Here is a 25,396-nt window from a genome sequence, read left to right as displayed (position 1 = left end):
CGCTTTTTTTGATAACTATGAAAATGCAACCTGCCCGACATCTTGATCTGCTAATCCATCATCATTCGCTAACGGTATCACCATTAAAAATGGCGGACTGTCATCCCATGTTCACTAGGCTGTCTTGGCAGTGTCACTGTCGCTGCGCATAGTGAATTAAGTAGTGAGTAAAAACGTGATAAAGGGATGAATCGCCCATGCGGCTCTGTATCGTTAGCGAAACATGGTCACCAGAAATAAACGGTGTTGCGCATACCTTGAATAGGCTATGTCGTGAACTTACTCGGTTAGGGGTAACAGTGGATGTTATTCGCCCTAAACCCAAGATGGCTGATAGCACCACCAATACCAATGTTGCTCAAGGGCCTTATCAAGAACCGTCTCAAGGGCCTTCTCAAGAGCTTCTGGTACGGCGGGTAGCCTTACCCGGTTATAACGAAGTACAGATTGGTCTTGCCAGCCCCGGCAAACTGCGCCGTTTCTGGCAGAAGCAGCGTCCCGATGTGGTTTACTTGGCCACCCAAGGCCCGCTGGGCTGGGCAGCTCGTCAGGCGGCGCGCCAACTGAACATACCACTGGTGGCTGGCTGGCATACTAATTTCGATCACTACTGCCATGATTACGGGTTTTCCTGGCTAGCTGCCGCCACGCGGCGTTATTTACGCTACTTCCATAACGGTTGCGACCTTACGCTTGTGCCCACTCAACAACAGGCCGAAGCACTGCGTGCTCAAGATATCCACGATGTAAAGGTGCTCTCGCGCGGCATCGATGGCGATAACTTTTCCCCGGCCCACCGCGACGACACACTCCGCGAGCAGTGGGGGGTTAGCGAACATCAACCGGTTGCGTTGTACGTGGGCCGCTTAGCCCCAGAAAAGAACCTAGCGTTGTTGCAAGAAACGCTGCAGGCCATGAGTGACGTGCGTCCCGATATGGCACACGTCATTGTCGGCGATGGCCCAGGCCGCGCTCAGTTACAAAAAGCGCTACCAGACGCCCATTTCACCGGATTTGTGAATAAACAGGCATTAGCGCGCCACTATGCCAGTGCCGATATATTTATTTTCCCTTCTCAGTCGGAAACATGGGGAAATGTGGTGACCGAAGCCATGGCCAGCGGGCTGGCAGTCGTGGCTTATCACCATGCCGCCAGCGCTGAACTGATTCAAAGTGGATACAACGGCACCACCGTTTCCCCTGGCGATACGCTTGCCTTTCAACAGGCTGCCGTCGATCTATGCCAGCACCCTGCTGACTATGCCCGCCTAGGTAGAATTGCCCGCCTACGCGCACTAGAGCAAAGCTGGTCGGGAATCGCAGAGCAGTTTTTACGCTATTTACAAAACGCCCAGGAGACCCACCATGCGTCCGCGTCCGCTTGTCGTATTCGATCGTCTTGATGTGCTGGAATGGCAGCTTTGCCAGCGGGTAACACACCTAACGCTTTATCGCCCCTGGCGGCTAACGCTACAAACGGCGAGTAAGCTGGGAGACTGGCCTGTCTGGGGATTATTAATCGCCGCACAGCCCTGGTTACAGCCTAACGGGGCTTGGCGCATCATGCAGTACAGCACTATCGCACTGTTCGCGGTCGCTATTTATAAGTTGGTAAAAACGCGACTCTGTCGCGAACGCCCGTTTATCACCTACTTAGGTGGCGTCCACTGTGGCGAGCCTGCCCGTGACAAATACAGCTTCCCCAGTGGTCACACCATGCATGCGGTAATGTTTAGCGTGTTGGTAGCCGCTCATACCCCCTGGCTGCTACCTATTGTGATTCCCCTTAGCTTACTGATCGCCGTTTCACGGGTGGGGCTCGGGCTTCACTATGTCAGTGATGTCATTGCCGGTGCAGCCATGGGCTATGGTTTTGCGCTACTGAGTCTTTATTGGATGGGGTAATGCTGTTTCAAGGGGAAAGAAACCATCGGCATAATCAAATTTTCCCAGCGCATTCCATGAGCATGGGCAATCGCTAACGCAACCATCGCCTCGCGTAAACCAGCGTCTCCCAAGGCATCATGTAAGTAGCTTAAGACATTGACTGACAACAGTGGCTTCTCGTCGTTACCTTGGCATGCCACTATCCAGCGCGCTCCCTGGTGAAACGCAATGGTGAGCCCTTCTCCACCCTGTGTACGATGAGCGACTAGGTCAGGGTTATCCGCGGTGATAGAAACCAACACTGATTGACAGCCTGCCGATATCTCTTTACGCAGTGCCCGCACACTCTCTGAGTCGGCATTAATCACCACTGAATGGCCAACACGGGCCAAACAATCAGACACGTTATTGCTAAGCGATTCATCCGCCTCGTACAGCGCCAGCACCTCATAGCGATCACAGAAGTGGCCGTATGCCTCCAATAGAGTAGGCCATAGCTCGAAGAAAGCAGCATCAACGCTGGCATCACACAACGCCGCAGGCACTGTTCCGGAAGAGACAGAGCTTTGAGTGCTGATTTGCTCACTGTTGATGAAAACACCTTGTGATGTAGTAGTCCCTGGGCTGCCATCGTTAGCAACAAGTAAATGATGCAACATTCGACAAATTCGCGCGGCGGGATTTTCGCAACCATTGCGGGCCAAGCCCAGCACTGCGGCAGTAGGAATTCTCAGCTGATGTTTGCCGAGACTTTGATCAAGAATTTCGCCGTTAAGGTCCCGCGTCGGGTTACCCAGCCAATGCAAACGAAGCCCTGGGCCACCGTTGACTTCAATAATATGCCCGTTCACCTCGCGCCATGAACGCTCAATGTCAGAAATTAGTAGATCCACGCCCGCGATACTTAAGCCAATGGCACGAGCAGCACGAACGGCCAGCAGAGCATTATCAGGGTGCACTCGGTCGGTCACATCTTCTACCGTGCCACCGGTAGAAAAATTAGCTATTTGGCGCAAGAGAACTTTCTCACCGCTTGCAGGAATGGTATCTGCCTCGATACCTTGCTGTGCTAACACCTCAAGAGAGATATCGTCCAACGCCAACTTAATCAGATAGCTGCGAGTTGAATCACCTCGTCGAGGATCCTGGTTGGCGATATCTACCAGTTCTTTAATAGTATGCTTTCCATCCCCGACCACCGCTGCCGGGTCACGACGTGTAACAACCAAGCATTTTCCGTTGACGACGAGCAGACGGTAATCTTCACCCTGCACATGGCGCTGAACAATAATATTCGAACTAAACTCTGCCGCCTTTTTAAAAGCACTAATCAGTTCAGCCTGGCTATGCAGGTTGGAAAAGACGCCCTCGCCACGATCATTATTCAGGGGCTTAACCACAACCGGGTATCCCAAGATTTCAGCGGCTTGTGCGGCAGCCTCTTGCGTAGTGACCACATGGGTTTTCGGCACAGGAATACTGACCTGTTCAAGCCGCCGGGTTGATAAGTGTTTATAATTGGCCATTCGTCCGGCCACCATTGAATCCCGGAAGCAAGAGCTCTCCCAGTGCACCTGAGCACTCCCCCAGCCTAGCTGAAAAGCATCGGGCGACAATCGAGTGACCGGCAGCTCGCGCCGCCGCCCCGCCATGATAAAACCTTGGGTAATGATATTATTGCCACTTTGTTGGGCGTTTCTTAACCACTTTTGAAAGTCATCGTGCCATGGCTCGCTATCCGCAGATTCACCATTGGCTGACCAAGCAATCAAGTGCTGTGCCGCCCAACGCAAAGCCCCTTTAGCCGTTGCCAAACGCGTCCACGGCAACCCAATCAAAACCGTATTTTTTTCAACGGCCAGTACCTGCCCCTGATAGGTAGACTCGTAAGCAGTACGCTGCAGAGCAACCGTCAAGGCGACTAGCCACTCACCCAGTGCTCGAAGGGTGTCATACATGACTACGTCACTTGGTGATGCCTGAACCAACCCGGCCCGCTGGCCAGCAACGATGAAGTGCTGCGGCCAAACCTCAGGCGGCGCTTCCAGAATCGGCTGGCTGGGCCAAAGTGACGGCACCAAAAGACGTAACCGTTGATGCAGTACCTTAGCGCGCACCATGTTACCGCTTATTTTGACCCTACAGGTAAGCGTAGGCTCCACCAACCGCCCTCTTGCTCCCATCGTGGCGCGCAACTCGCTAAGATCCAAACGCAAATTACAGAACGAAGCCTTGGGTGCTGAGGAAGGATTGGCAGATAGATTCTGAGACATAAATGCTTACCTAAAGATCAACGAGCGAACACAGCAGCGTAGTGATGTGGGCCACTCTTATAACATAGCGTCTTGAGGTATACAGCGAAGCAAAGCCAAGTTTACTTTGTTTAATTTTTGACGTTGTATGAGAGGTTAAAAAACAAAGAAACACCGCCATCATCAAACAAAAATGCCCGCGATAGCGGGCTTTTTAGAAAGAAATTGATACCAATGGTCGATGGTTCACATATCCGGAGGCATGTCGTCACGATCCTCTACTGTGGTCATAAATGATGTCTTGAACATCATATAAAGGCCGACCCCCGAAAACCCTAGAAACAGCACAAACATGCATAACATCAATACCATCGCCATAGCGCTTGTCCCTGGAAGTATGCGGCTGCTACGTTGACGTCTTCTAACCGCTGAGTTTTGGTTTACACCAGAGGATAGACCAAAATGTCACGACCATTGATACAAAAGCTGTTCAGGAAGTCAGGTAAAGTTAAATATTCCAATAAATCAAAACGTTATAGAAAATAAATTAACGCAAAAAACCCACCTCGCTTTCACGAGATGGTGATTTTGCATCGCTGCCGCTCCATGGCGGTGATGATCAGCGTTTCCTTACACTGATAAGGGTGAGCAGGCTAAGTGTCCTTTCACGTCCTTCTGCTAATATGGCTCCGTGCCTTCCCTAATTACCTATTAGCCTGCTCACGCTGTTTACTGGGCTGCTAAACGTTGATGGTATCAATGTCACTTAAAATTTAAGGTTTACAACATTACGCATGTACCTAAGTCATTGCAGACAACAGGCCAAATACCGCCAAAAACAAAAAAAAACATTAAAAACAATATCTTAAAAAACAACATTAATGCCAACTATAGCCATAAAAGCAGTTATTTCATGGCTAAAACTGACACATGCGACAAAATCGCACGGTCAGCTAGCGTTCAATCGGTAGAAAATCGATGGCCCCAACCGCCTGCAACGATTATTTTTAATGACAGCGCACCTAGAACCTATCTACGGGCACTCAGCTGATGAGGGATCATTCGATGAAACGTGTAATGGCTATCAGTTTATTGATGATGGTGACACTTCTAGTAATAAGCGGCTGCAATACTATCCGCGGCGCAGGCGAAGACATTGAGCGCGGTGGCGAAGCTATTCAGCGCTCCGCAGGTAGTTAATGGCTATGATGACCGTATACCTTTCACACGGCCTGGAAAGCGGACCTGGCGCTTTGAAAGTACAAGCGTTAAAAGGGGTTGCTGAGCAGCTAGATAACTGCGAACCCGTGGTCATGGATTACCGTGGTATGAAGGAGCCCCAGGAGCGTTTAGAGCATTTGCTTGCCGTGATTGCCGAGCGAAACGACACGCTTGCTAACTGCGTTATGGCGGGCTCCAGCCTCGGCGGATGGTTAAGTGCAGCGGTGAGTGCTCATGAACCCGTGCTAGGCTGCTTTTTATTAGCCCCTGCCCTTGGCCTACCAGATTACCCGCAAACCTCTATCACACTGCAAGCGCAACACACGCATATCATTCATGGATGGCGAGACGATGTCGTGCCACCCGGTCCAGTGATTGAACATGCCCGCCGTCAACGGCTTTCGCTACGCATGATTGACGATGACCATCGCCTTCACAACAGCCTCGATACAATACTTTCCGATTTCGAGCAATTTTTAGAGCGGTGTCTTTAAAAGCGGTGTCTTTAAAAGTTACATCTTTTAGAACTGTATTTTTAAAACCGCATTTTTAGAACAACGTGAATCGCACACGCCCTCCAGCTAACAAAGTGTTACAACAAATAGTCGACATCCGCCAAACAAAGCTATACAAATAGTGTACAAAACACAGGAGAGCGCTCATGTTTGGACTATTTAAACGAGATCCCAAGAAAAAGCTCCAGCAGGATTACGAACGTAAATTACAGGCAGCAATGGAAGCTTCACGCAATGGTGACATGAGGGCCAATGCCACGCTGACGGAAGAAGCAGAAGCTATTCTTGCTGAGATCAACCGCCTTAAAGCAGAAGAAGGCTAGGACACAACGCCCATGCGCCATCACTTCATCGCTGCTGTGGCACTTAGCTGGCTCCCCTTGGCAGCCCACGCTAGTTGCCCCCTCCCCGGCCAGTGGTGGCAGTCGCAACATGCTGTTTCTAACAGCGCTATTTTAGCCCAAGCAACGCAGCATCAGGTTGTCCTCCTGGGCGAACAGCATGATGCCGTTGATCACCACCGCTGGCAGCTGCACACCCTGGCGGGGCTTTACGCGCTGCGTGACGATATGGTCATCGGGTTAGAAATGCTGCCCCGGGAAGCGCAATCAGTACTCGATGATTGGGTTGCGGGTTTGCTATCCGAAGAAGAGCTGTTGGAACAATCCCGCTGGGAAGAGACCTGGGGATTTGATGCTGACCTTTATTTACCCATTTTCCATTTTGCTCGTGTTCAACAGATTCCTCTGATCGCCCTGAACATTACTCCCGAACTGCGTCAGCGCTTAGCGCGTGAAGACTTCACCAGCGTGCCTGCCGAACAGCGGCATCATATACCTGCACCGTTACCACCAAGCGCTGGCTATGAAATGCGTTTAAAAGAAATCTTTGACCAGCATGCAATGGGTGACGACGCCCCCGCCATGCTGAGACGCTTTCTACAGGCTCAACTTAGCTGGGATGTTGCCATGGCCGAAGGGCTTGCTAACGCCGCCGCACAGGGCTCATTGGCCGTTGGCTTAATGGGCTTGGGCCATGTGATTTACCACGACGGTGTGCCACATCAACTTGATGGGCTGGGGGTGGAACACACTTTTAGCTTACTTCCCTGGTCAGCAGAAGCCTGTGAACCACCCGATCCCGCACTAGCCGATGCCGTCTTTGTGCTGCCAGCAGAGTGACCACTAACAGATTGGTCGCTACCAAGCTGTTTGCTCAAAGAATGACCGGTTAGGCATCATCTGCCAGCGCAGGCAGCAGCGTTTTTAATTTACGGGTCAGCGTATTACGCCCCCAACCGAGTAATTCTGCGGCTTTCCCTTTGCGGCCACCGGTATGTTTCAGCGCAGTTTCAATCAAAATACGCTCAAAATCCGGCACGGCTTCCTCCAATAAGTGGGTATGGCCTTCCGCCAGGGCGTGGTCCGCCCAATCCCTGAAAGCGGAACGCCAGTCGCCATGAACGCTGCTTTCAGAAGCATCTACAGAGCGCAGTTCCGGGGGTAAGTCCTCAATGAGAATTTCGCGACCGGAGGCCATTACCGTTAACCAACGGCAAATATTTTCTAATTGGCGAACATTACCCGGCCAGGGCAAACGAGTAAGGTGCGCTTCTGCCTCGGGCGTTAACACTTTGATATCTGTGGTCAACTCTTTGGCTGCTTCCGCTAAGAAATGACGCGTTAAACGCGGAATATCTTCCCGGCGCTCGGACAGGCGCGGCAAATGAACGCGAATTACGTTTAAACGGTGGAACAAATCCTCCCGAAATCGCCCATCATCGACTAACGATTCAAGGTTCTGGTGGGTAGCGGCAATAATACGCACATCGACTTTTACCGGAGTATGGCCGCCCACACGATAGAACTCACCGTCGGCTAACACGCGTAGCAAGCGCGTTTGCGTTTCGGCGGGCATATCACCAATTTCATCTAGAAACAGCGTCCCGCCGTTAGCCTGCTCAAAGCGCCCTTGGCGCTGTTGTGCCGCCCCAGTAAACGCGCCTTTCTCATGGCCGAACAGCTCGGACTCAATCAAGTCTCGGGGAATAGCCGCCATATTCAGCGCAATAAACGGCTTACCTGCCCGCGGGCTATGCTGATGCAGCGCCTGAGCAACACGCTCTTTACCGGTCCCAGACTCACCGTTAATCAACACGGTGATGTGGGAGTGGGAAAGCCGCCCGATGGCGCGAAACACTTCCTGCATGGCAGGCGCTTCACCAATAATCTCTGCGCTCAACCCTTCCGGCACGCTGACAGGGCGTTGACGCTCCCTGGCATGTGCTACCGCACGGCGTACCAACGCCAACGCTTCGTCCACATCAAAGGGTTTAGGCAAGTATTCAAATGCACCGCCTTGATAGGATGCCACGGCGCTGTCGAGGTCCGAATGCGCGGTCATCACAATCACAGGCAGGGCAGGGGGCGCGTCACGTACCCGCGACATTAAATCCAGCCCATCAATACCGGGCATACGAATGTCAGTCACCAGTACATCCGGTGGATTTTCTAATAATCGCTCCAGCGCAGTATCGGCACGTTCAATACACTCTACATCCAGGTCTGGCTGCGCTAAAGCCCGCTCTAATACCCAACGGATGGCGCGGTCATCATCGACAATAACCACTCGTGCTACATCGGTTTGTGTCGCCTCAGTCATGACGCTTCTCCGGTGAAATTAACAACCAATGGAATCAGTAAACGAAATTCGGTATGTCCAGGGCGTGAGTCGCATTCGATCAATCCTTGATGTTGGTGCAAAATCGATTGAGCAATCGATAGCCCTAGGCCGCTACCTTCAGCGCGCCCAGAAACCATGGGATAGAAAAGCGTTTCACGTAACGTTTCAGGTATGCCAGGGCCGTTATCAATCACCCCCCCCTCGCTAACTAATCGGTGACGTTCAGCACCCAGCGTAAATTGGCGGCGCGCGCGGGTGCGAAGTGTCAGCTCCGGCGAGGGTGTACCTGCATCACTCATGGCCTGCACCGCGTTTCGTGCCACGTTCAACAACGCTTGGATCATTTGAGATTCATCGCCAGAAAGGTCCGGCAAACTCGGGTCATAATCACGACGAATCTCAACATGCGGATGCTCGGCAATCAGCAGCGCTCGCACCCGCTCCAACACCTTATGAATATTGACTGGCTCATGTTTGACAATGCGATTAGGGCCTAACATGGAGTCAACCAAATCTCTGAGCCGATCCACCTCTTCCACAATAATATGGGTGAACTCACGCAGTGCCGGGTCATCCAGGTCGCGCTCCAATAACTGGGCGGCGCCACGAATTCCCCCCAGAGGATTTTTAACTTCATGGGCCAACCCCCGTGCCAGCACTTTGATGGTCTCTTGCCGGGTGGTTAGCGCTTCTTCGCGGGAAATCTGCATCAGCCGATCACGGGGCTCTACTTCTAACAACAGCTCATCGGCTGAGAGCGGCGTTACGGTGTAGTCCACCGTTAATGCCTCGCTGTTCAGCGGCGTAATGCGTGCTTCGCGCTGGGTATAGGGATGAAAGGCATCTCGCGCTTTGGCGAGGACATCATCAATACTCTCATCACCGCCTAACAGCGTATCTAAACTAATGCCCTGCACACGGCTAAAACTCACTGCCAGCAACGCTTCCGCTGCTGGGTTCATCCAGCGAACACGGAGTTCACCGTCTAGCAGCAAGACTGCGGTGGTGAGATGTTCAAGTAAGCGCTGGTACATGGCGTGTCCTGAAACGATGCTCTAAAAAGATAGTGTTGTTAACATTCAGAAGAGAAACTGCAAAAAGCGCGCCAATTAAGCATAAACGGCCATATGCACGGCTAATGAGCAGTGGGCGGGGGCGTAGCGAGCCGTTATAGCGCAGCCCGCGCGATCATCTCATCACTTAACGCACCATTATAGTGCACGCAGTTAATCAACAATAAAAATACTCACCGGATCAGTGCGGTGCTGAACACGCCCTCCACTGTCTAGCAGCTCGGCTTGCAGCTGATGCTGGCCAGTCGTTAGGCCAGCAAGCCAAAAAGCGTCGCTGTGCAGCGCCGACTGGCTTATCTCACCGTTCACCAACAATTGAATTCGATGATCTTCTCGAAGCGGTGGAACAACGTCTACGACCACCGCGGTGTGGTCTTTTCGAAGCGATGCCTCTGCCTGAGGAACCTCTATTGCAAAATGGTCATAGGGCATAAACGGCTGCCCTGGATGACCCTGGCGACGCGGTGACGCCGCGACTGGAGACGTGGAAACGCTAGGCAACGGTGCCAGCGTCATCGTTTCACCGCCGCGATCAGGGTTATCGGTAAAGGTCACGTTACCCTGCTCATCCACCACACGGTACACCGTTTGTGACTGCGCAGCGCTTACCCACAGGCACAGCAGTAGCGCAGCCCCTGTGGATAAACACATTTTGTGTTGCAAACGTAGACCACTCATCATTACTGGTACACCTTCTCAGTTTGCTACCATAAAAAACCCCCGCCGGAAGCGGGGTTTTCAGGCTAATCACACCGCAAAGGTGATTTTAGCAGCGGTTCTTAACAACCGTTCTTAGCAGCTGTAGTACATATCGAACTCAATGGGGTGAGTAGTCATGCGAATGCGCTCTACTTCTTCCATCTTGAGGTCGATGTATGCATCGATCATTTCATCAGTGAACACGCCACCTTCTGTCAAGAACGCGCGGTCTGCATCGAGTGCTTCCAGCGCTTGGTCTAGGCTGTTAGCAACGGTTGGTACTGACTTACCTTCTTCTGGCGGCAAATCGTACAAGTTTTTATCCATGGCATCGCCAGGATGAATCTTGTTTTTAATACCGTCGATACCGGCCATCAACAAGGCAGAGAACGCCAGGTACGGGTTGGCCGTCGGATCAGGGAAGCGCGTTTCTACACGCTTGCCTTTCGGGCTAGCCGTGTACGGAATACGGATAGAAGCAGAACGGTTACGAGCGCTGTAGGCCAGCATTACCGGCGCTTCAAAGCCTGGTACCAAACGCTTATACGAGTTAGTAGACGCGTTAGTGAAGGCGTTCAGAGCACGGGCGTGCTTGATAACCCCGCCAATGTAGTAAAGCGCCATTTCAGAAAGACCCGCGTACTCGTCACCCGCGAACTGGTTCTGGCCATCTTTCCAGAACGACTGGTGTACGTGCATACCAGAACCGTTATCGCCTACTAGCGGCTTCGGCATGAAGGTAGCGGTTTTGCCGTAAGCGTGGGCCACGTTGTGGATCACGTATTTCATTTCCTGAACTTCGTCAGCCTTCTTCACCAGCGTGTTGAATTTAACGCCGATTTCGTTCTGACCCGCGTTAGCAACCTCGTGGTGGTGAACCTCAACGGTCTGGCCAATCGCTTCCAGGGTGTTACACATTGCACCACGGATATCGTGGAAACTATCAACCGGGGGAACCGGGAAGTAGCCGCCTTTAACGCGCGGACGGTGTCCCAAGTTGCCGCCTTCTACCTGATTATTGGTCGCCCAGGCGCCTTCGTCAGATGTGATTTTGTACATAGAACCCTGAATGTCAGATTTCCAATGTACTTCGTCAAAAATGAAGAACTCAGGCTCAGGGCCAAAGAAAGCGGTATCGCCCAGGCCAGTGGACTGCAGATAAGCTTCTGCGCGCTTAGCAATGGAACGCGGGTCGCGGTCATAGCCCTGCATGGTGGCAGGCTCGATGATGTCACAACGCAGGATCAGGGTAGCGTCTTCAGTGAAGGGGTCGAGGAAACCGGTACCATCTTCAGGGCGAAGAATCATGTCGGATTCGTTAATGCCTTTCCAGCCCTCAATAGAGGAACCATCGAACATTTGACCGTTCTCGAAAAACTCTTCGTCCACGTCCCGTGCCGGTACGGTGACGTGCTGCTCTTTACCGCGCGTGTCGGTGAAACGCAGGTCTACCCATTTAACATCATGTTCTTCGATTAGCGCGAGAGTCTTGGCTGACATAGTGTCCTCCGGTATGAACGTGGCTTAAAGCTTATGACAGTAAGCTACCGATAAAAGAGTTATTAAACAAACCGGCTATTGTTGTAGCACGCCGAAAGGCATCTGCCTACGCCCCGCTAGCCGCTGCCTAATACTAAGCACAGAGCATGCCAACACTGCACCAATATGGCATAAAAAAATAACAAGCTATTGTTTTATAAATACTAAAAAATAAAATGCCATGCTTCTTCATGTGGCATAACGCTGTGCACTAAAACGGATTCAGCTCAAAATAGCCACACAACCTAGAAAATCGCACCAATAACGATCAACCTAAAACCCATCAGCACTAAAATGGTGCATGAATAACATCTACTATTTTTACACATTCCCGCAAACTTTAGCTTGATACTAAAAGAAACTCACACCTACAATTACTTACAAATGGATAGATTTCATAACAAACAGGTTTCATAACACAGGAAGCCACTCACATGGGCACGGTCTGCTTTATTGTTGATGCGTCAGTCACAGGTGTCCTTTTACCACGTCACCTGCGCGCTATTCGCCAAACAGGCTTAGCAGACCACATCTTTCCCATTATCGTGACAGGCCCCACCGCTGATCCGCGCATTTCACACTTTGAGCAGCGCTACCGTGTTCATTTTCTTATTACGCCTCCCCAGCCATTAGGCGAAAGGATCAACCAAGCAGCGTATCTCAGCCAAGCGGATTGGCTGCTGATTGCGATGCAGCAACAGACGCTAGAAGCCAAACTGTGGTGTTTACTTTATCCCCAGTTAGACACGTACACGCTGGATGCATTTCTGATAGGCAGCGACCCCCCCCGTCTATCTGAGCGGCTATTCCAACGTTTCTTAGGCACAGGCGTTGCCGTTCCTCCTTACATAGCCATCAAGCGCACGTGGTTAGAACGGTTAGGAGGCCTAGACCCAGAACTAGATGAAACAGCGCTTACCGATTTACTACAGCGCCTTTATGCATGCTCTACCCGTTTACAAACGTTCAGCCTGGAAGCATCAGGTCTTAACCGCGACTCACCATCAATAAGTAGCAAGCCCTACCGACCTCCTCCCTCCTCGCACACAGACACTTAATGCCATCTTTATGCATGAGTGGCACGCTGGTTAGACGTTCAAACGCTTGCCAAATAGCATTGCCCCCGTCGTCGTGGTATTAACCATGTTATTCAATACGATAGAGCCAATACCGCCGACAAGAATTAACAGCACAGCATAGGCTAGGAGCGGCAATGTAAAAGGCCCCACGACGGTATCGGTTAACGCGAAAAACATAGGGTGGGCCAAATAAATACCAAACGAGTACGCATTGATATAACGCACCCAGCATGGCGCTTTGCGACCTTTTAAATAATGCATTAACCAAAGTGTAAACAGCACAAAGAAAGGTATTACCCACACCTCTTTTGAAGAGAAAGCTATCCAACCTGCGAACGTGAGTGCAATGATCAGCGCCACAAACCCAAGTAACCAAAAGGGACGCGATAGCCTTTGCATCCATTTAGGTTGCTCGAACGGATCGGCCTGAGGGGCCAGCGGGTAATAGCGAACTAACACCAACGCCAGAAAAAACAGATATATCCATCCCAGCGGCGCAATCCATAACAGATATCCAGGCGGCTCAACGTCCAACCAATACGCCACCCCCCAGTATGCCATGCTAACTAAGCACCCACCCCAGAGCCACGGCACAGGATTAAAGCGCCACAACCGAAAGTGGGTATAGCACCAATACGCCGCGTAAAACTGCATGGCAATAATCAAAAAATAGCCATGCCATCCCGCATAAATAAAATACTCTTTAGCATTGTTTATAAAATCGACAGGGTTATCGCTATTCGCTAACCGCACCCACTCTGCCGTCGAGTAAATAAAGCCGTACACAAAATATGGCAGGATGACGTATTTAACGCGCTGAAGAAGAAAACCAGGAGGTACCTGTTTATCGTATCGAACGGCAAAAACAAACACCGAGATAAACAAAAATATGGGCGTACCCAGCACCAGAGGAAGTCGCATTAGGTCGGTGACTACATTATCAACGCGCTGATTCAAGTGATCCAACCAATGAAACAGGAATACCGCGATACACCCGTAAGCACGCAGCCAATAAATCTCCTCGATTTTTTGCATCCGCTCCCTCTCTGATTCCTTGGCATCAGTCCGTTGGCTGCTACCTTCAGTAAATTGAACAGGGACTCACTCTGCGTTGTCCGACTTCGATAACGCCATTAAATTCCGGGAGGCTTCGTGTTTGGAACATCGAAAAAAAGACCCGTTACCCTGCTAGCACGACATATTACGGGCCTAGTGAGTTGGCTTTTATTAAGCACTCACGCCTTAGCAGGCGATGTTTCCTACCAACAGTTCTTCTCGCCTACCTTAGGCCATGACTACCCTTATACCGTGTATTTACCTGATAACTATGACACGGAAGCGTCTACGCCTTACCCAGTGGTTTATTTACTTCATGGATCGTTTGGAAACGAGAGAGACTGGGTGGCACGGGGCAAACTCCCCCAAACAGCTGACCGCTTAATCGCAGCTGGCCACCTGCCACCGGCGGTATTTATCATGCCCGGCAGCCGCAGTTGGTGGGTAGATGGATACAACGAGGCAGCACGCAGCGCTTTCTTTGACGACTTACTGCCGCATATTGAAAGCACCTATCATGTCGGGAGTGAACGCCACTTGCGAGGCGTTGCGGGATTATCTGCCGGAGGTTACGGCGCGCTTAATTTTGCCCTAGAGCGACCCGATCTGTTCGCAGCTGTTGCCGCCCTAAGCCCGGCCAGTTACGCGCCAACGCCGCCTGCTAATTCATCGGCACGCCGCCACCCAGCATTTTTAAACGAACAAGGCCAATTTGACCGCGAACGCTGGGAAGCTCTTAATTACACGGCTCACCTAGAGGATTACCGGCTACAAGTCACACCACGAACAACCGGAGCGCGCGACATATCACCAGTGCCGCTTTATATCAGTGCGGGGCGGAGCGATGTTTACGATGCAGAATTTCACGCCCGCCTGTTACGCCAAACGATGGAACGCATTCAGCCGGGCGACGTGAGACTTGATCTTTCCCCCGGTGGCCACACCTGGCGCGTATGGCGAGCCAGCCTTCCTGCCGCCTTAAACTTTATGTTTCAGCATATCGATCACCCTGCCGTTGATTCCACTGAATAAAGCACCGCTTGGTTAAATGAAAAACAGCGGCCCAGCGCCGCTTCGCTCTCTTCCGACAACCAATCAACGACACGCCGAAAGGCCGCATTGCCCTGCACACCAGACGAGCGGGGTATTAAACGCTCAACGACAAAACGGCGTCACCGACGGTTCAAATAGCGCATGACAAGGGGTCGTCCAAGATCCCCTGACGGTCACTTTAAGCGCTCACCCCACCAGTGTCCGTGCGCATTGGCTCAATTGCATCAACGCACACTACACTTAAACCTCACGCTACGTGATACCGCTCAGCAAAAGGACACTGACAATGCATCAGCATATCGAATGGGATGAACCAGGCAGCGCAAGCGTCGCAGAGTTTTTTAAAAATGACCCAGACCATAAACCACCCTACCCAGGCGCCATGCTCTCTGCCCGTTACCAAGGCCGCATTGTGCGAGTAAAAGTAGAAGTCTATCGCGATGAAGATGCCGTCAGCATTGGCAGCGTCGCCGCCATACTTGACCGTCAAGGGCACCACCACGACACACACCACAAGCTGAAGGTAGGCGATATCGTCCGACTTCCCGATGACAAGCGCGCCATGGAACGCTGGGAAGACGACGAGGACGACAAAGAGTAACTATCCACAAAGGAAATGCCCCACCACTGTGCGCGGCACGCCTAAAGCACGCCCACTACCACGTTTCGAGTAGCGCGTGGTAAGCCTCAGGCGCACCCGCGAAAGCACCGCGCAACGGTGCATCTTCAAAACTGCCTGGGCGCAGCGCACTGTGGCGGCTCTATCCGTTGGAGCGTTTAATATAGCTTAGTCGCCTGTGCGGGGGTCGGGCGTCGGTGGCCCGACTTTACAACTATCAGCGGTTCATCCCCGCGGGTGCGGGGATGAACCGCTCAAGGCTTAGTTGGGCAGCAAGACGTTGCGTCAGCGGCCTATCGGGAGAAAGCAATAACCAACCCACGGCAGCTACATCTAGGCTGTGATATGGCAGAAGATGGCACTCGACAGCGCCTCCCTTAGCTTGCGCTTTGCCCCAGTAGTGATAGTAAGCCACCGCTTCCCCTCCACCGTTTTTCTAAGAACTCCATCTAACCACCCTTCCCTCTGCAACTCCATTGATCTTCGTCATACTTAGGCCACCCCTATTCCACACTAACCTTCACTGATAGCGTGCTACGCTTAGCGCTATTTCTCCTACGATCAGGTGTTTTCTCATGCGGTGTATTCGTCTTTCACGCTCTGCGCTGGTGGCTTTCGCACTGGCGCTGTTTGCCTTGTCAACACAGGCTCAGGCACAAGCCCCAACGTCTACTGACTGGGCGGCTTACGATGACGTGTTTGAGCGTGGGGCGAACCATGCAGCGTTGTGGGGGGCAGGCTGGACGGGGATTTATGCGGCAAGTTTTGCGCTGAATGCTTACCAATCGAGCGAAGCAAGTAACCGCGATGACCGCTTTGATGCGCGCGTGGGTGTAGTGAAGTCGGCGTTGGCATTGGGTGGCATGCTGATCGATCGACAGCCGCATCAGGCGGCATTGGTTGAGTACGAGCGGTTGAAGGCACGTGGTGAGTTAAGTGGCGTACAGGCACTCGGCTTGGAACTTGCCCAGGCGGAGCAAGAGCGCCGTGGGCTTGAGACGCGCATTAGTTCACTGGTGGTCAATAGCCTAGCCGGGGCCGTGATTGCCGCCGACGGCCGTGCACGGGATGGCGCAGTGAACTTTGCCACCGGCATGTTGGTAAGTGAGCTGCAAATTTGGACGCAACCTAACCAAGCTTCCAGTGCCATTAACCGTTTTCAGCCTGCTCGCCTATCGGTTGGGCCTGTTACCTTGCACGGCGAATATGCGTTGCTAGTCTCTCCCCAGCAAATTGGCGCTGCTTGGCGCTATTAGCCGCTTATTGCTAGCCGCATATCATGGCCATGTAAGAGGCACGTTTATTCGCCCGCTTGGTACTGTCAGCACGATTTAACATTGTCAGTGCAATAGGATTGTCAGCACACCAGGAGCGCGTAAAATATCGGCCTCTTTTTTGGTTTCACCAATTGTTATGTTATAACTTATTTATTGGTTAGCGAGGACACTCAATGAGTGAGCATATGCATCGCCATAACAAGGAAGGTCCTTGTCATTTTTCGCTGATGTCGTTATCCGCCACGAAGCGGTTGGGCTTGGTGGCACTGCCGCTGTTGGCGTTGTGGGGTTTAGTGGTATGGGCAAGTGGGTGGCCGCTATGAGTGAGCGTTCACTTTCACGCCTGCAGCTGCATGACCTGCACCTTGCCCAAGGCGGGCGCACGGTGCTTGAGCATGTAGATGGTGACATAAAGCCCGGTGCTATTACGGCGCTTATCGGCGCCAACGGGGCGGGCAAGAGCACGTTGATTCAGGCGGTTATGGGAGAATTGCGGCCTATTAGCGGCAACGTGATTTGCACCGTTGATAAAGCACGCCGTGCATGGTTGCCACAGCAGCTAGCTCTGGACCTTACCTTTCCAATGAGCGTGGAAGAGTTGGTGATGACCGGCAGTTGGCCAAGCCACGGGGCGTTGAAGGGCTACTGTGCGGCGCATTATCGCAAGGGTCGCGACATCATGGCGCGCTTGGGTATTTCTCATTTGGCCCACCGCCCTTTGGGTGAGCTTTCCGGTGGCCAGCGCCAGCGGGCACTGATTGGCCGCACGTTGATGCAGGAAGCGGAGCTTTTGTTACTGGATGAGCCGTTTGCCAACGTGGATAGCGATACGGTGGATATCTTGATCCGTATTTTGCGCCAAATGGCCGATGAAGGCGTGACAATCATTATTGTGCTGCACGATATGGATCATCTGAGCCGCTTAGCCGATGAAGTTTTGATGCTGAATGGTGGCCATGGTCGCTGGGTCGCGCCTAGCGCGCTTAATCACCAACATGCATCGGCCAAAGTCGTGCCGTTTGCTTTGGGAGGGCGTCATGCTGGCACTGCTTGATGCATGGTTTGTTGCCCCTTTCGATTATGGCTTTATGCGTCGTGCGGTCGTGGGTGGCTTGGCACTTTCGCTGGCTGCCCCGCCGCTGGGCGTGTTTCTGGTGTTAAGGGGTATGAGCCTGATTGGCGATGCAATGGCCCACGCTATTTTGCCTGGGGTGGCACTAGGCTTTTTGCTAGCCGGGTTCTCTCTGCCGGTGATGAGCGCTGGCGGCGTTCTGTTCGGCGTGATGGTGGCGTTACTTGCCGGGGCCGTGTCGAAAATGGGCGGTCAGCGGGAAGATGCAGCTATGGCGAGTTTTTTTATTATCTCGCTGGCGGCCGGGGGATTACTCATATCCATGGGCGGCAGTAGCGTGGACTTAACCCATGTGCTGTTCGGCTCGATTTTGGCGATTAACTCCACAGCGTTACTGCTCATTGCCTCTATCAGCACGCTGATAGTGATTATTCTGGCGATTATTTTCCGCGCGCTGGTCGTGGAGTGCTTAGACCCACTGTTTTTACGCGGGCAAAGCCGCCGTAGCAGCTGGGTACATAGCGTTTTTCTAGGGCTATTGGTGCTGAATTTAACCGCGGGTTTCCAAACCTTGGGCACGTTAATGGCCGTGGGCTTAATGATGCTGCCTGCCACTGCGGCGCGGTTTTGGAGTAAGCGGCTGGAAGGTTTGATAGGTATTGCCGTGGTATTAGCCATGATCGCTAGTACCGGCGGGTTATTGATTTCGTTTCATCTTGATACCCCGTCAGGGCCGAGCATTATTTTGCTGGCTGGGGTGGGCTATCTACTGTCGGCACTGTTCGGCCGCTATCACAGCTTAGCCGCTAAGCTGCGGCGTAAGACAACGCCGTTAGCACTTGAACAGTCGTCATAACTCTTTGTTATCTTTAAAGGAGCATTGTATGTCGCTTTTCTCTTCGTCGCGCTGGTGGGTGGGTGTTTCTGCCATGTTGGCACTGCCTGCAGCAATGGCTAACGACCGCGTTCAGGTGGTTACCAGCTTCTCTATTTTGGCCGATATGGTCGAAAACGTGGGCGGCGAGCATGTTGAGGTGACATCGCTTGTCGGCCCTGACGGCGATGCTCATGTCTATTCGCCAAGCCCAGGCGACGCCCGTGCGTTGGCCGGCGCTGATGTGGTGGTCTTTAACGGATTGCTGTTTGAGGGCTGGATGGAGCGCTTGATTGAGTCGAGCGACTATACGGGCGCACTGGTCACCGCAACGAACGGCATTCAGCCCCGCGCCTTTGCCGAGCACGACCATGACGACCATGGGCATGACGACCATGGGCATGACGACCATGGGCATGACGACCACGGGCATGACGACCACGGGCATGACGACCACGGGCATGATGATCTCAGCCACGACGAGCATGACCACGGCGATGATGATCCGCACGCTTGGCAAGATATGCAGCAAGCAAAGGTCTACGTTACCAATATTCGCGATGGTTTAATCGAAGCCGACAGCGCCAATGCTGAAAGCTACCAGGCCAACGCCGAGCGTTATTTAGCGGAGATTGACGAGGCTGATCGTGAAATTCGTGACGTGTTGAGTGACATTCCCGCTTCCGCCAGTGTGATTACTGGCCATGACTCGTTTGGTTACTTCTCTAACGCTTATGGGGTCAACTTCCTTTCACCGGTCGGCCTTTCTACCGAAGCTGACCCCAGCGGCGCCAGCATGGCCGCACTTGTGGATGTCATCGAACAGGAAAACGTGCAGGCCCTGTTCCATGAAAACATGACCAACCAGGCGATCATCAATCAGCTCGCCGAAGAACCCGGCCTACCGATTGCTGGCACGCTGTATGCCGATGCACTGGCCAGTGAAGGCGATGCCGGCACTTACCTAGGCATGATGCGTCATAATGCGAACGTGCTGCACTCAGCATTGGCTCAGCCGGGTCATGACGATCATGCTCATGAACACGACCATCATGGTCATGATCATTAAGCGAAAAAGTTAACTATTGAATACCGCCGCTTGGCGGTATTTTTTTGCGTTGCATTTTTCCCCGAGGATGGGGAGACTTGCACCACTGCTGCGAATTCACCCCTGCAAAGAGCCAACACCATGCGCCTGAACGCCGATTTTAGCCACTTTGCCTGTGTCACGCCGGATCAGTATCGTTGGGTGGACTCCCCCAGTGCTGGTGTGGAGCGCATGATGCTAGACCGCATTGGCGACGAAGTAGCCAGAGCCACTAGCCTGGTACGCTACGCGCCGAATAGCCAGTTCAGCCGCCATACTCACGGCGGTGGTGAAGAGATTTTGGTGCTGGATGGGGTCTTTGCCGATGAACACGGCCGCTATCCGGCAGGCAGTTATTTGCGCAACCCGATTGGCACTGGCCATACCCCGCAAATAGGCGAAGAGGGGGCACTAATTTTGGTGAAGCTGCACCAGTTTGATGAAAATGACATTCTTCAGTTGGCAGTGCCTGCCCACCGCTTACCCTGGCAGCCCGACCGGCGGCCCGGCATTACTTACAAAATGCTGCACACTTATAGTTCAGAACAGTATGGTCCAGAGCGGGTCAGCCTAGAGCGTTGGGAAGCCAATACACTGGTGTCTTATCCGCCGCTTGCCGGTGGTTTAGAGCTTTTTGTGCTGGAGGGCTCGCTACTCAGTGACGGGCAGGAGTACTCTACCGGCAGTTGGTGCCGCTACCCAGTAGGTGCGGCACCTCAGTTACGCGCGGGTAGCGAAGGCGTGCAGCTTTATTTAAAACGCGGGCACTTAGCCGCTGTTAAGCTACCCAGCTAATCTACAAAACTGTTTACAAATCTAGCCTACCAAGCCAATAAACGGCAGCAGCGTTAATAGGGCGATCAGCACCACGGCAACTATTACCAGTACGACTTGCACGGGGTGGGCGAGGAAGCGCCGCCATAATGTTGGTGCATTGCCACTGGCAACCGCTTCTTCGTGCTCTCGCCGTGCTTTGGCTTGGCGGTTTTCCTGATACGCCGCCAGAGCCGCTTCAGCAGCCTCGCGCTGAGCGGTGTCACGCAGCCAAATTGCATCGACACCCAGGCGAAAAAAACCCGCTTGGGTTTCATACACATCAAAGCCTTGCTCGTCTAGCAGCTGGCGTACTTCCAGCGCCTCTTCATCCGTTACGTGGCGCAGCCGAAACAGCAAGTGGGCCATATTTAGTCGCCCATGCCCGCCATACGGTCTGCCTGAATCACTTCGATCCAGTAGCCATCTGCATCTTTGACAAAGATAACGTCTTTCATCTTGCCCTGATCCGCACGCTTGATGAACGTCGCTTCGTGCTTATCAAACCATGCTTGAGCAGCTTCTAAGTCAGGTACGCAGAAGCATATATGACCAAACCCTTGGGGTTCAGCGTTACCGTCGTGATAGGCAAAATCCTGCTGATCTTCTGTACCCCAATTATGCGTCAACTCCAGCAAGCCTTTCTGACTGAAAGTCCAGGCAGTGCGTGTTTGAGTATCTTCCGGCACGTTATCGCTGTCTTCCACATTGGCTAGGAAGTAGAGCGAAAACTGCATCTCTTCAAAATCCAACCGGCGTAGTACCTGCATTCCAAATACCTTGGAGTAGAACGCTAGTGCGCGTTCGGGATCTTTCACCCGCAGCATGGTGTGATTTAAGCGAAACCCTTGGGTTTGCGGCGCAGCGGATGCGACACCGGGATGCTGCTCGCCTTGAAACGACATAAGCTCTCCTATTTCTTTCTAAAAAACTGTTTGCACACAAATACGTTGACGAACCTTAAAACCTGTACAAAACTTTAACCACCTGTAATATTCAATCAGCTTTGCAGTATGCAGCTTATCAATTCCTGATTCGAACACCTTACATCAACATGCGGTATTAATACCGTAACTGTGGGCACTATTTAGATATTTCTAGCCCACCCCATGAGAGCCTATGAGCGTCTATGAGAGAGGAGCCAACATGTCTCGTGACCGCAACGTGCTGGGTGAACCGTTAACCCCATGCTGCCATGACCCTAAGACCGGTTTCTATCGTGACGGCTTTTGCCGCACGGGGCCTGATGATGCTGGCAGACACTCAGTATGCGCGATGGTAACCGCAGAATTTCTAACGTTTTCAAGAGCCCAAGGCAACGACCTAGTGACTCCACGCCCAGAGTATGGATTTCCAGGCCTGCAACCCGGTGACCGTTGGTGCATCTGTGCCAGTCGCTGGCAAGAAGCTGCCCAGGTTGGCTTGGCCCCACCGATTGTACTGTCTGGTACCCATGAGAAAACGCTAGAGATCATCCCACTCATTACGCTGCGACAGCATGCATTAGACGCCGTGCATTAAGCGCATCCGTTATGAACCTCTGGAATTTCTATGCAAACCTTCTACACTGATATTTCATCATCTTTACAACACTAGATCATAGCCACTTTCGTCATCTGTAGCATTTCTATAAAAAACAATGTGATGCCCCACTGAAGGCAGCCACCCGGAGTTTGTCATGACCGCAATTGATATGACCCTCGGCGACCACCTAACGTTAAAGCAGTTAGCCCATGCCATAAACAATGGCTTTTCACCGATTGTGGAAGTTGAATCAATGGACGGTATCTATAAGGTTCGCTTCCATCACGCTAATGGTGTTTCTGATTTAACCAATGCCCAGGGCCATGTCAGCACGTTTTTGGGCACCGGTGAAATTCGCGACACCCTTGGCCAGCTGGGTCTTACCCACGGGGTGCTTACTTTCGCCGACCAGTGTGGCGATGAAATGATTGGTGTCGAGGGTAAAGCAATTACGCCCGATGAAATGCTCACCTACGGAACGCGCATTTCGTTTCGCTGATATTTGCGAGTAGAGTTTCCCAGGCTTTACAGATTGACCTAAGCCAAGGATAGTACCATCACGACAGGGGCGCCTGCGCTTAGTGGGCTGAGAAGCACCCTTTGAACCTGAACCGGATAACACCGGCGTAGGGAGTCGTGGTGCCGCAGCACCACCTCCCGGCCGGGAGGACATTATGCCTTCACGCCCGCTCGGCGATTACCTCAGCGCTCTACGCGCTACCACACCGTTGGTACATTGCATTACTAACTATGTGGCGATGAATAGCACCGCTAACCTGCTCTTGGCGACAGGTGCGTCCCCCGCTATGCTGCATGCTCAGGAAGAAGTAGCGGAGTTCACAGCTATTTCTGGCGCGCTTTCTATCAATATTGGCACCCTCTCTTCCCCTTGGGCTGACGCCATGGTCATTGCCGCGCGCACTGCCCAGGAAAACCATATTCCATGGGTGCTTGATCCAGTCGCTGTTGGCGCCACGGCATTTCGCCAGCGCCTTTGCGAGACATTGCTGGCCTATCAACCCTGCGTTATTCGTGGCAACGCCTCAGAAATTCAAACACTCAACGGATTGACCAGCCAAGGTCGCGGAGTTGATGCGACTGCTAGCACCCAAGAAGCCACAACGACAGCGATTGCACTAGCCCAGCAACATCGCTGCGTGGTGGCGGTAACTGGCGAGACCGATTTCATCACTGACGGCACTAACCATTATCAGCTTAAAGGCGGGCACCCGCTAATGCCCCGCGTGACGACCTTGGGCTGTGGCCTGAGTGCACTGGTGGCAAGCTTTGTAGCCGCAACCCGCGAGCAGCCGCTGGAGGCCAGCCTAGCTGCCTTGGCGTGTTTTAGCATCGCTGGAAGCCTTGCAGGAGAGCAGGCTCAAGGCCCTGGTAGTTTCCAGGTGGCGCTATTGGACGCATTGTATCAGTTGACGCCCGACGACCTCTCTACCCTTGCTCAATTGGAGGCGGTACATGCCGTTTGATCTCTCCCTCTATTTAGTCACCGATGCTGGGCTGTGTGCCGACATTGGCCTTGAAAAAACGGTTGAAGCCGCTGTGCAAGGCGGCGTTACCATGGTGCAGCTACGTGATAAATACGCTAGCGACGAGCAAATGATCGTCCAGGCAAAACGTCTCAAAGCGATGCTGGCAGGTAGTGGCGTGCCGCTGATGATTAACGATCGTCTGAACGTGGCAGTAGCCAGTCAGGCCGATGGCTTACATGTTGGCCAAAGCGACATGGCCGTTCAAGAAGCTCGAAACACGCTTGGCCAACACGCCATTATCGGGCTTTCGATTAACACTCTAGCCCAACTCCAGGGCGCCCCCATCGAGCTGCTTGATTACGTCGGTTTAGGGCCCGTGTTTGCCACCGTCAGCAAGCAAGACCATGCCCAGCCAATTGGTTTTGACGGGTTGGCACAGCTTGCCAATGCTTGCCAACTTCCCAGCGTCGCGATCGGCGGACTAAAGGCTGAACACATTGCCAAGGTGAAAGCCGCTGGGGCTAACGGTATCGCGGTTATTTCTGCCATCTGCGGCCAGCCAGACCCGCGCCTGGCAGCACAGGCTTTCCTCGCGCAATGAACCAGCTCGATCATATCGCTGCGTTTGTGAAAGTCGCGGAGCTGGGTAGTTATACCCGCGCGGCCGAGGCGCTAGACCTTTCCCGCACACGGGTGTCTCGCCAAGTGATGGCGCTTGAAGAGGCATTAGGGGCTCGGCTTATTCAGCGCACTACTCGGCGGCTGCACCTCACTGAAGCAGGCGAACGCTATCTCGTTCGTGCGCAAAGCATTTTGCTCGCTTTAGACGAGGCAGCGGCAGAAATAGGCAGTGGCACCAGTACGGTGAGCGGGCGGCTACGCATCAACGGCCCGATGAGCTTCGGCACACGTTATCTTTCGCCACTGGTTGCGCAGTTTATGCAAACGCACCCAGAGCTTGAGGTGCGTTTGGATCTCAATGATCGCCGCGTTGATTTGCTGGAAGAGGGCTACGACGTCGCCATTCGCATTGGCAACTTGCCAGATTCTAGCCTGGTGGCGCGACGACTCACCCGGTGTCAGATGCTGTTCTGCGCCTCGCCTGACTACCTCGCTCAGCATGGCACGCCTATGGATATTGAAGAGCTGTCCTCTCACCGCTGCCTGCGCTACCGAAGCGGCCAAAACAATGGTGACTGGCGGATTGGCCATCAACTCCTTAGTGTTTCTGGGCCACTAGAAAGCAATAACGGCGATATGCTGACGCATGCGGCGGAAGCAGGCTTAGGGATAGCACAGCAGCCCAGCTTTTTAGTCACCGATAGCCTTGTTAGTGGGCGTCTAGTACCCATTTTGCAGAATTTACCGCCTGCTTTGCTGGAAATTAATGCCCTCTACCCGGCCCGCCGCTACTTACCTGCCAAGGTAGAGCGCTTTATTGAGCTATTGGCAGCGGCGTGGGGGGATCCACCGGTATGGGAAATCGAGCTCGGATTGTCGCCTATTCCGCAACAGTGAAGTGCAGTAATAGTGGATTATCTCAGTGTCTTTCATCCGTAAAGTAGCGTTATCGCATCCAGCGTGATG

28 protein-coding genes and 1 riboswitch are annotated in these 25,396 nt (G+C 52.8%); of the genes, 19 read left to right on the top strand and 9 right to left on the bottom strand.

Going from position 1 to position 25,396, the window contains the following annotated elements; genetic code table 11:
* The first annotated feature begins 197 nt into the window (after positions 1–197).
* Together REH51_RS10270 and REH51_RS10265 are read left to right on the top strand one after the other, a co-directional pair.
* Positions 198–1,403 (top strand): glycosyltransferase family 4 protein, encoded by a 1,206-nt coding sequence (locus REH51_RS10270; RefSeq protein ID WP_498935629.1) that lies wholly within the window; start codon positions 198–200, stop codon positions 1,401–1,403.
* On the top strand, positions 1,366–1,905 hold the full coding sequence (locus REH51_RS10265) for a phosphatase PAP2 family protein (protein ID WP_498935627.1): 540 nt from the start codon (positions 1,366–1,368) through the stop codon (positions 1,903–1,905). Before REH51_RS10270 ends, REH51_RS10265 begins: the two co-directional genes overlap by 38 nt.
* On the opposite strand, the gene REH51_RS10260 is transcribed toward REH51_RS10265, so the two are convergent.
* On the bottom strand, positions 1,890–4,160 hold the full coding sequence (locus REH51_RS10260; RefSeq protein ID WP_498935625.1) for an acetate--CoA ligase family protein: 2,271 nt from the start codon (positions 4,158–4,160) through the stop codon (positions 1,890–1,892). The genes REH51_RS10265 and REH51_RS10260 overlap by 16 nt on opposite strands.
* A gap of 1,044 nt (positions 4,161–5,204) precedes the next feature.
* On the opposite strand from REH51_RS10260, the gene REH51_RS10255 reads away from it, so the two are divergent.
* From REH51_RS10255 to REH51_RS10240, 4 genes are all read left to right on the top strand, one after another.
* A complete protein-coding gene (locus tag REH51_RS10255) occupies positions 5,205–5,339 on the top strand; it encodes an entericidin A/B family lipoprotein (protein ID WP_009723849.1) in 135 nt (44 codons plus the stop codon).
* Positions 5,340–5,344: 5 nt separating this feature from the next.
* Positions 5,345–5,854 (top strand): YqiA/YcfP family alpha/beta fold hydrolase, encoded by a 510-nt coding sequence (locus REH51_RS10250; RefSeq protein ID WP_039869380.1) that lies wholly within the window; start codon positions 5,345–5,347, stop codon positions 5,852–5,854.
* Between the two features lie 167 nt (positions 5,855–6,021).
* Positions 6,022–6,198 carry a DUF6435 family protein gene (locus tag REH51_RS10245; protein ID WP_009723851.1) on the top strand — a complete coding sequence of 59 codons (177 nt, stop codon included), beginning with the start codon at positions 6,022–6,024 and terminating at the stop codon, positions 6,196–6,198.
* Between the two features lie 12 nt (positions 6,199–6,210).
* Positions 6,211–7,056 carry a ChaN family lipoprotein gene (locus tag REH51_RS10240; protein WP_498935623.1) on the top strand — a complete coding sequence of 282 codons (846 nt, stop codon included), beginning with the start codon at positions 6,211–6,213 and terminating at the stop codon, positions 7,054–7,056.
* Between the two features lie 49 nt (positions 7,057–7,105).
* On the opposite strand, the gene glnG is transcribed toward REH51_RS10240, so the two are convergent.
* The 4 genes from glnG to glnA all read right to left on the bottom strand — a co-directional run bounded on the left by glnG (position 7,106) and on the right by glnA (position 11,829).
* On the bottom strand, positions 7,106–8,536 hold the full coding sequence (gene glnG / locus REH51_RS10235) for a nitrogen regulation protein NR(I) (protein WP_498935621.1): 1,431 nt from the start codon (positions 8,534–8,536) through the stop codon (positions 7,106–7,108).
* Complete coding sequence (gene glnL, locus REH51_RS10230; RefSeq protein WP_498935619.1) at positions 8,533–9,591, bottom strand: nitrogen regulation protein NR(II); 1,059 nt, start codon at positions 9,589–9,591, stop codon at positions 8,533–8,535. The genes glnG and glnL overlap by 4 nt, the downstream gene beginning before the upstream one ends.
* A 192-nt stretch (positions 9,592–9,783) precedes the next feature.
* Positions 9,784–10,311, bottom strand: a complete 528-nt coding sequence (locus REH51_RS10225; RefSeq protein ID WP_009723855.1) for a DUF4124 domain-containing protein — start codon at positions 10,309–10,311, stop codon at positions 9,784–9,786.
* A 111-nt stretch (positions 10,312–10,422) separates the two neighbouring features.
* On the bottom strand, positions 10,423–11,829 hold the full coding sequence (gene glnA, locus REH51_RS10220; RefSeq protein WP_009723856.1) for a glutamate--ammonia ligase: 1,407 nt from the start codon (positions 11,827–11,829) through the stop codon (positions 10,423–10,425).
* A 473-nt stretch (positions 11,830–12,302) separates the two neighbouring features.
* Between glnA and REH51_RS10215 the strand changes: the two genes are divergently transcribed.
* On the top strand, positions 12,303–12,926 hold the full coding sequence (locus REH51_RS10215) for a hypothetical protein (protein ID WP_498935618.1): 624 nt from the start codon (positions 12,303–12,305) through the stop codon (positions 12,924–12,926).
* A gap of 30 nt (positions 12,927–12,956) precedes the next feature.
* On the opposite strand, the gene REH51_RS10210 is transcribed toward REH51_RS10215, so the two are convergent.
* A complete protein-coding gene (locus REH51_RS10210; RefSeq protein ID WP_498935616.1) occupies positions 12,957–13,982 on the bottom strand; it encodes an acyltransferase family protein in 1,026 nt (341 codons plus the stop codon).
* Between the two features lie 117 nt (positions 13,983–14,099).
* Between REH51_RS10210 and REH51_RS10205 the strand changes: the two genes are divergently transcribed.
* Positions 14,100–15,035, top strand: a complete 936-nt coding sequence (locus REH51_RS10205) for an alpha/beta hydrolase (protein WP_498935614.1) — start codon at positions 14,100–14,102, stop codon at positions 15,033–15,035.
* A 307-nt stretch (positions 15,036–15,342) separates the two neighbouring features.
* Positions 15,343–15,657: a hypothetical protein gene (locus REH51_RS10200; protein WP_009723861.1), complete on the top strand. Its 315-nt coding sequence runs from the start codon at positions 15,343–15,345 to the stop codon at positions 15,655–15,657.
* Between the two features lie 235 nt (positions 15,658–15,892).
* On the opposite strand, the gene REH51_RS10195 is transcribed toward REH51_RS10200, so the two are convergent.
* A complete protein-coding gene (locus tag REH51_RS10195) occupies positions 15,893–16,090 on the bottom strand; it encodes an HD domain-containing protein (protein WP_083817076.1) in 198 nt (65 codons plus the stop codon).
* Positions 16,091–16,250: 160 nt separating this feature from the next.
* Here REH51_RS10195 and REH51_RS10190 point away from each other — a divergent pair, with 160 nt between their 5' ends.
* The 5 genes from REH51_RS10190 (at position 16,251) to REH51_RS10170 (ending at position 20,780) form a co-directional block, all read left to right on the top strand.
* A complete protein-coding gene (locus REH51_RS10190) occupies positions 16,251–16,931 on the top strand; it encodes a hypothetical protein (protein WP_009723863.1) in 681 nt (226 codons plus the stop codon).
* A 340-nt stretch (positions 16,932–17,271) separates the two neighbouring features.
* The gene (locus REH51_RS10185) at positions 17,272–18,006 is read left to right on the top strand and encodes a metal ABC transporter ATP-binding protein (RefSeq protein ID WP_039869388.1); all 735 of its coding nucleotides are present in this window, start codon (positions 17,272–17,274) and stop codon (positions 18,004–18,006) included.
* Positions 17,990–18,880 carry a metal ABC transporter permease gene (locus REH51_RS10180; protein WP_498935612.1) on the top strand — a complete coding sequence of 297 codons (891 nt, stop codon included), beginning with the start codon at positions 17,990–17,992 and terminating at the stop codon, positions 18,878–18,880. Before REH51_RS10185 ends, REH51_RS10180 begins: the two co-directional genes overlap by 17 nt.
* A 28-nt stretch (positions 18,881–18,908) precedes the next feature.
* The gene (locus tag REH51_RS10175; protein WP_498935610.1) at positions 18,909–19,967 is read left to right on the top strand and encodes a metal ABC transporter solute-binding protein, Zn/Mn family; all 1,059 of its coding nucleotides are present in this window, start codon (positions 18,909–18,911) and stop codon (positions 19,965–19,967) included.
* 120 nt (positions 19,968–20,087) lie between these two features.
* A complete protein-coding gene (locus REH51_RS10170; protein ID WP_009723867.1) occupies positions 20,088–20,780 on the top strand; it encodes a cupin domain-containing protein in 693 nt (230 codons plus the stop codon).
* Positions 20,781–20,801: 21 nt separating this feature from the next.
* Here the strand turns inward: REH51_RS10170 and REH51_RS10165 are convergent, their stop codons facing one another.
* Both REH51_RS10165 and gloA read right to left on the bottom strand, forming a co-directional pair.
* Positions 20,802–21,167 carry a DUF6164 family protein gene (locus tag REH51_RS10165; RefSeq protein WP_009723868.1) on the bottom strand — a complete coding sequence of 122 codons (366 nt, stop codon included), beginning with the start codon at positions 21,165–21,167 and terminating at the stop codon, positions 20,802–20,804.
* 2 nt (positions 21,168–21,169) lie between these two features.
* Positions 21,170–21,703: a lactoylglutathione lyase gene (gene gloA / locus REH51_RS10160; RefSeq protein WP_498935608.1), complete on the bottom strand. Its 534-nt coding sequence runs from the start codon at positions 21,701–21,703 to the stop codon at positions 21,170–21,172.
* 241 nt (positions 21,704–21,944) lie between these two features.
* On the opposite strand from gloA, the gene REH51_RS10155 reads away from it, so the two are divergent.
* The 5 genes from REH51_RS10155 to REH51_RS10135 all read left to right on the top strand — a co-directional run bounded on the left by REH51_RS10155 (position 21,945) and on the right by REH51_RS10135 (position 25,327).
* Positions 21,945–22,319, top strand: a complete 375-nt coding sequence (locus tag REH51_RS10155; RefSeq protein ID WP_009723870.1) for a DUF2237 family protein — start codon at positions 21,945–21,947, stop codon at positions 22,317–22,319.
* A gap of 157 nt (positions 22,320–22,476) precedes the next feature.
* Positions 22,477–22,821 carry a hypothetical protein gene (locus tag REH51_RS10150; protein ID WP_009723871.1) on the top strand — a complete coding sequence of 115 codons (345 nt, stop codon included), beginning with the start codon at positions 22,477–22,479 and terminating at the stop codon, positions 22,819–22,821.
* A 55-nt stretch (positions 22,822–22,876) separates the two neighbouring features.
* A riboswitch (TPP riboswitch) is annotated at positions 22,877–22,972 on the top strand.
* Positions 22,973–22,996: 24 nt separating this feature from the next.
* Complete coding sequence (gene thiM / locus REH51_RS10145) at positions 22,997–23,806, top strand: hydroxyethylthiazole kinase (protein ID WP_498935606.1); 810 nt, start codon at positions 22,997–22,999, stop codon at positions 23,804–23,806.
* Positions 23,796–24,410, top strand: coding sequence for a thiamine phosphate synthase (thiE, locus tag REH51_RS10140; protein ID WP_009723873.1), 615 nt, complete (start codon positions 23,796–23,798; stop codon positions 24,408–24,410). The genes thiM and thiE overlap by 11 nt, the downstream gene beginning before the upstream one ends.
* Positions 24,407–25,327, top strand: coding sequence for a LysR family transcriptional regulator (locus REH51_RS10135; protein ID WP_009723874.1), 921 nt, complete (start codon positions 24,407–24,409; stop codon positions 25,325–25,327). The genes thiE and REH51_RS10135 overlap by 4 nt, the downstream gene beginning before the upstream one ends.
* Positions 25,328–25,396: the final 69 nt, after the last annotated feature.

The sequence above is a fragment of the Halomonas bluephagenesis genome (genome assembly GCF_054790765.1).
Note: the sequence above shows the minus strand (reverse complement) of the source record. Positions and strands in the feature narration are given on the sequence as shown.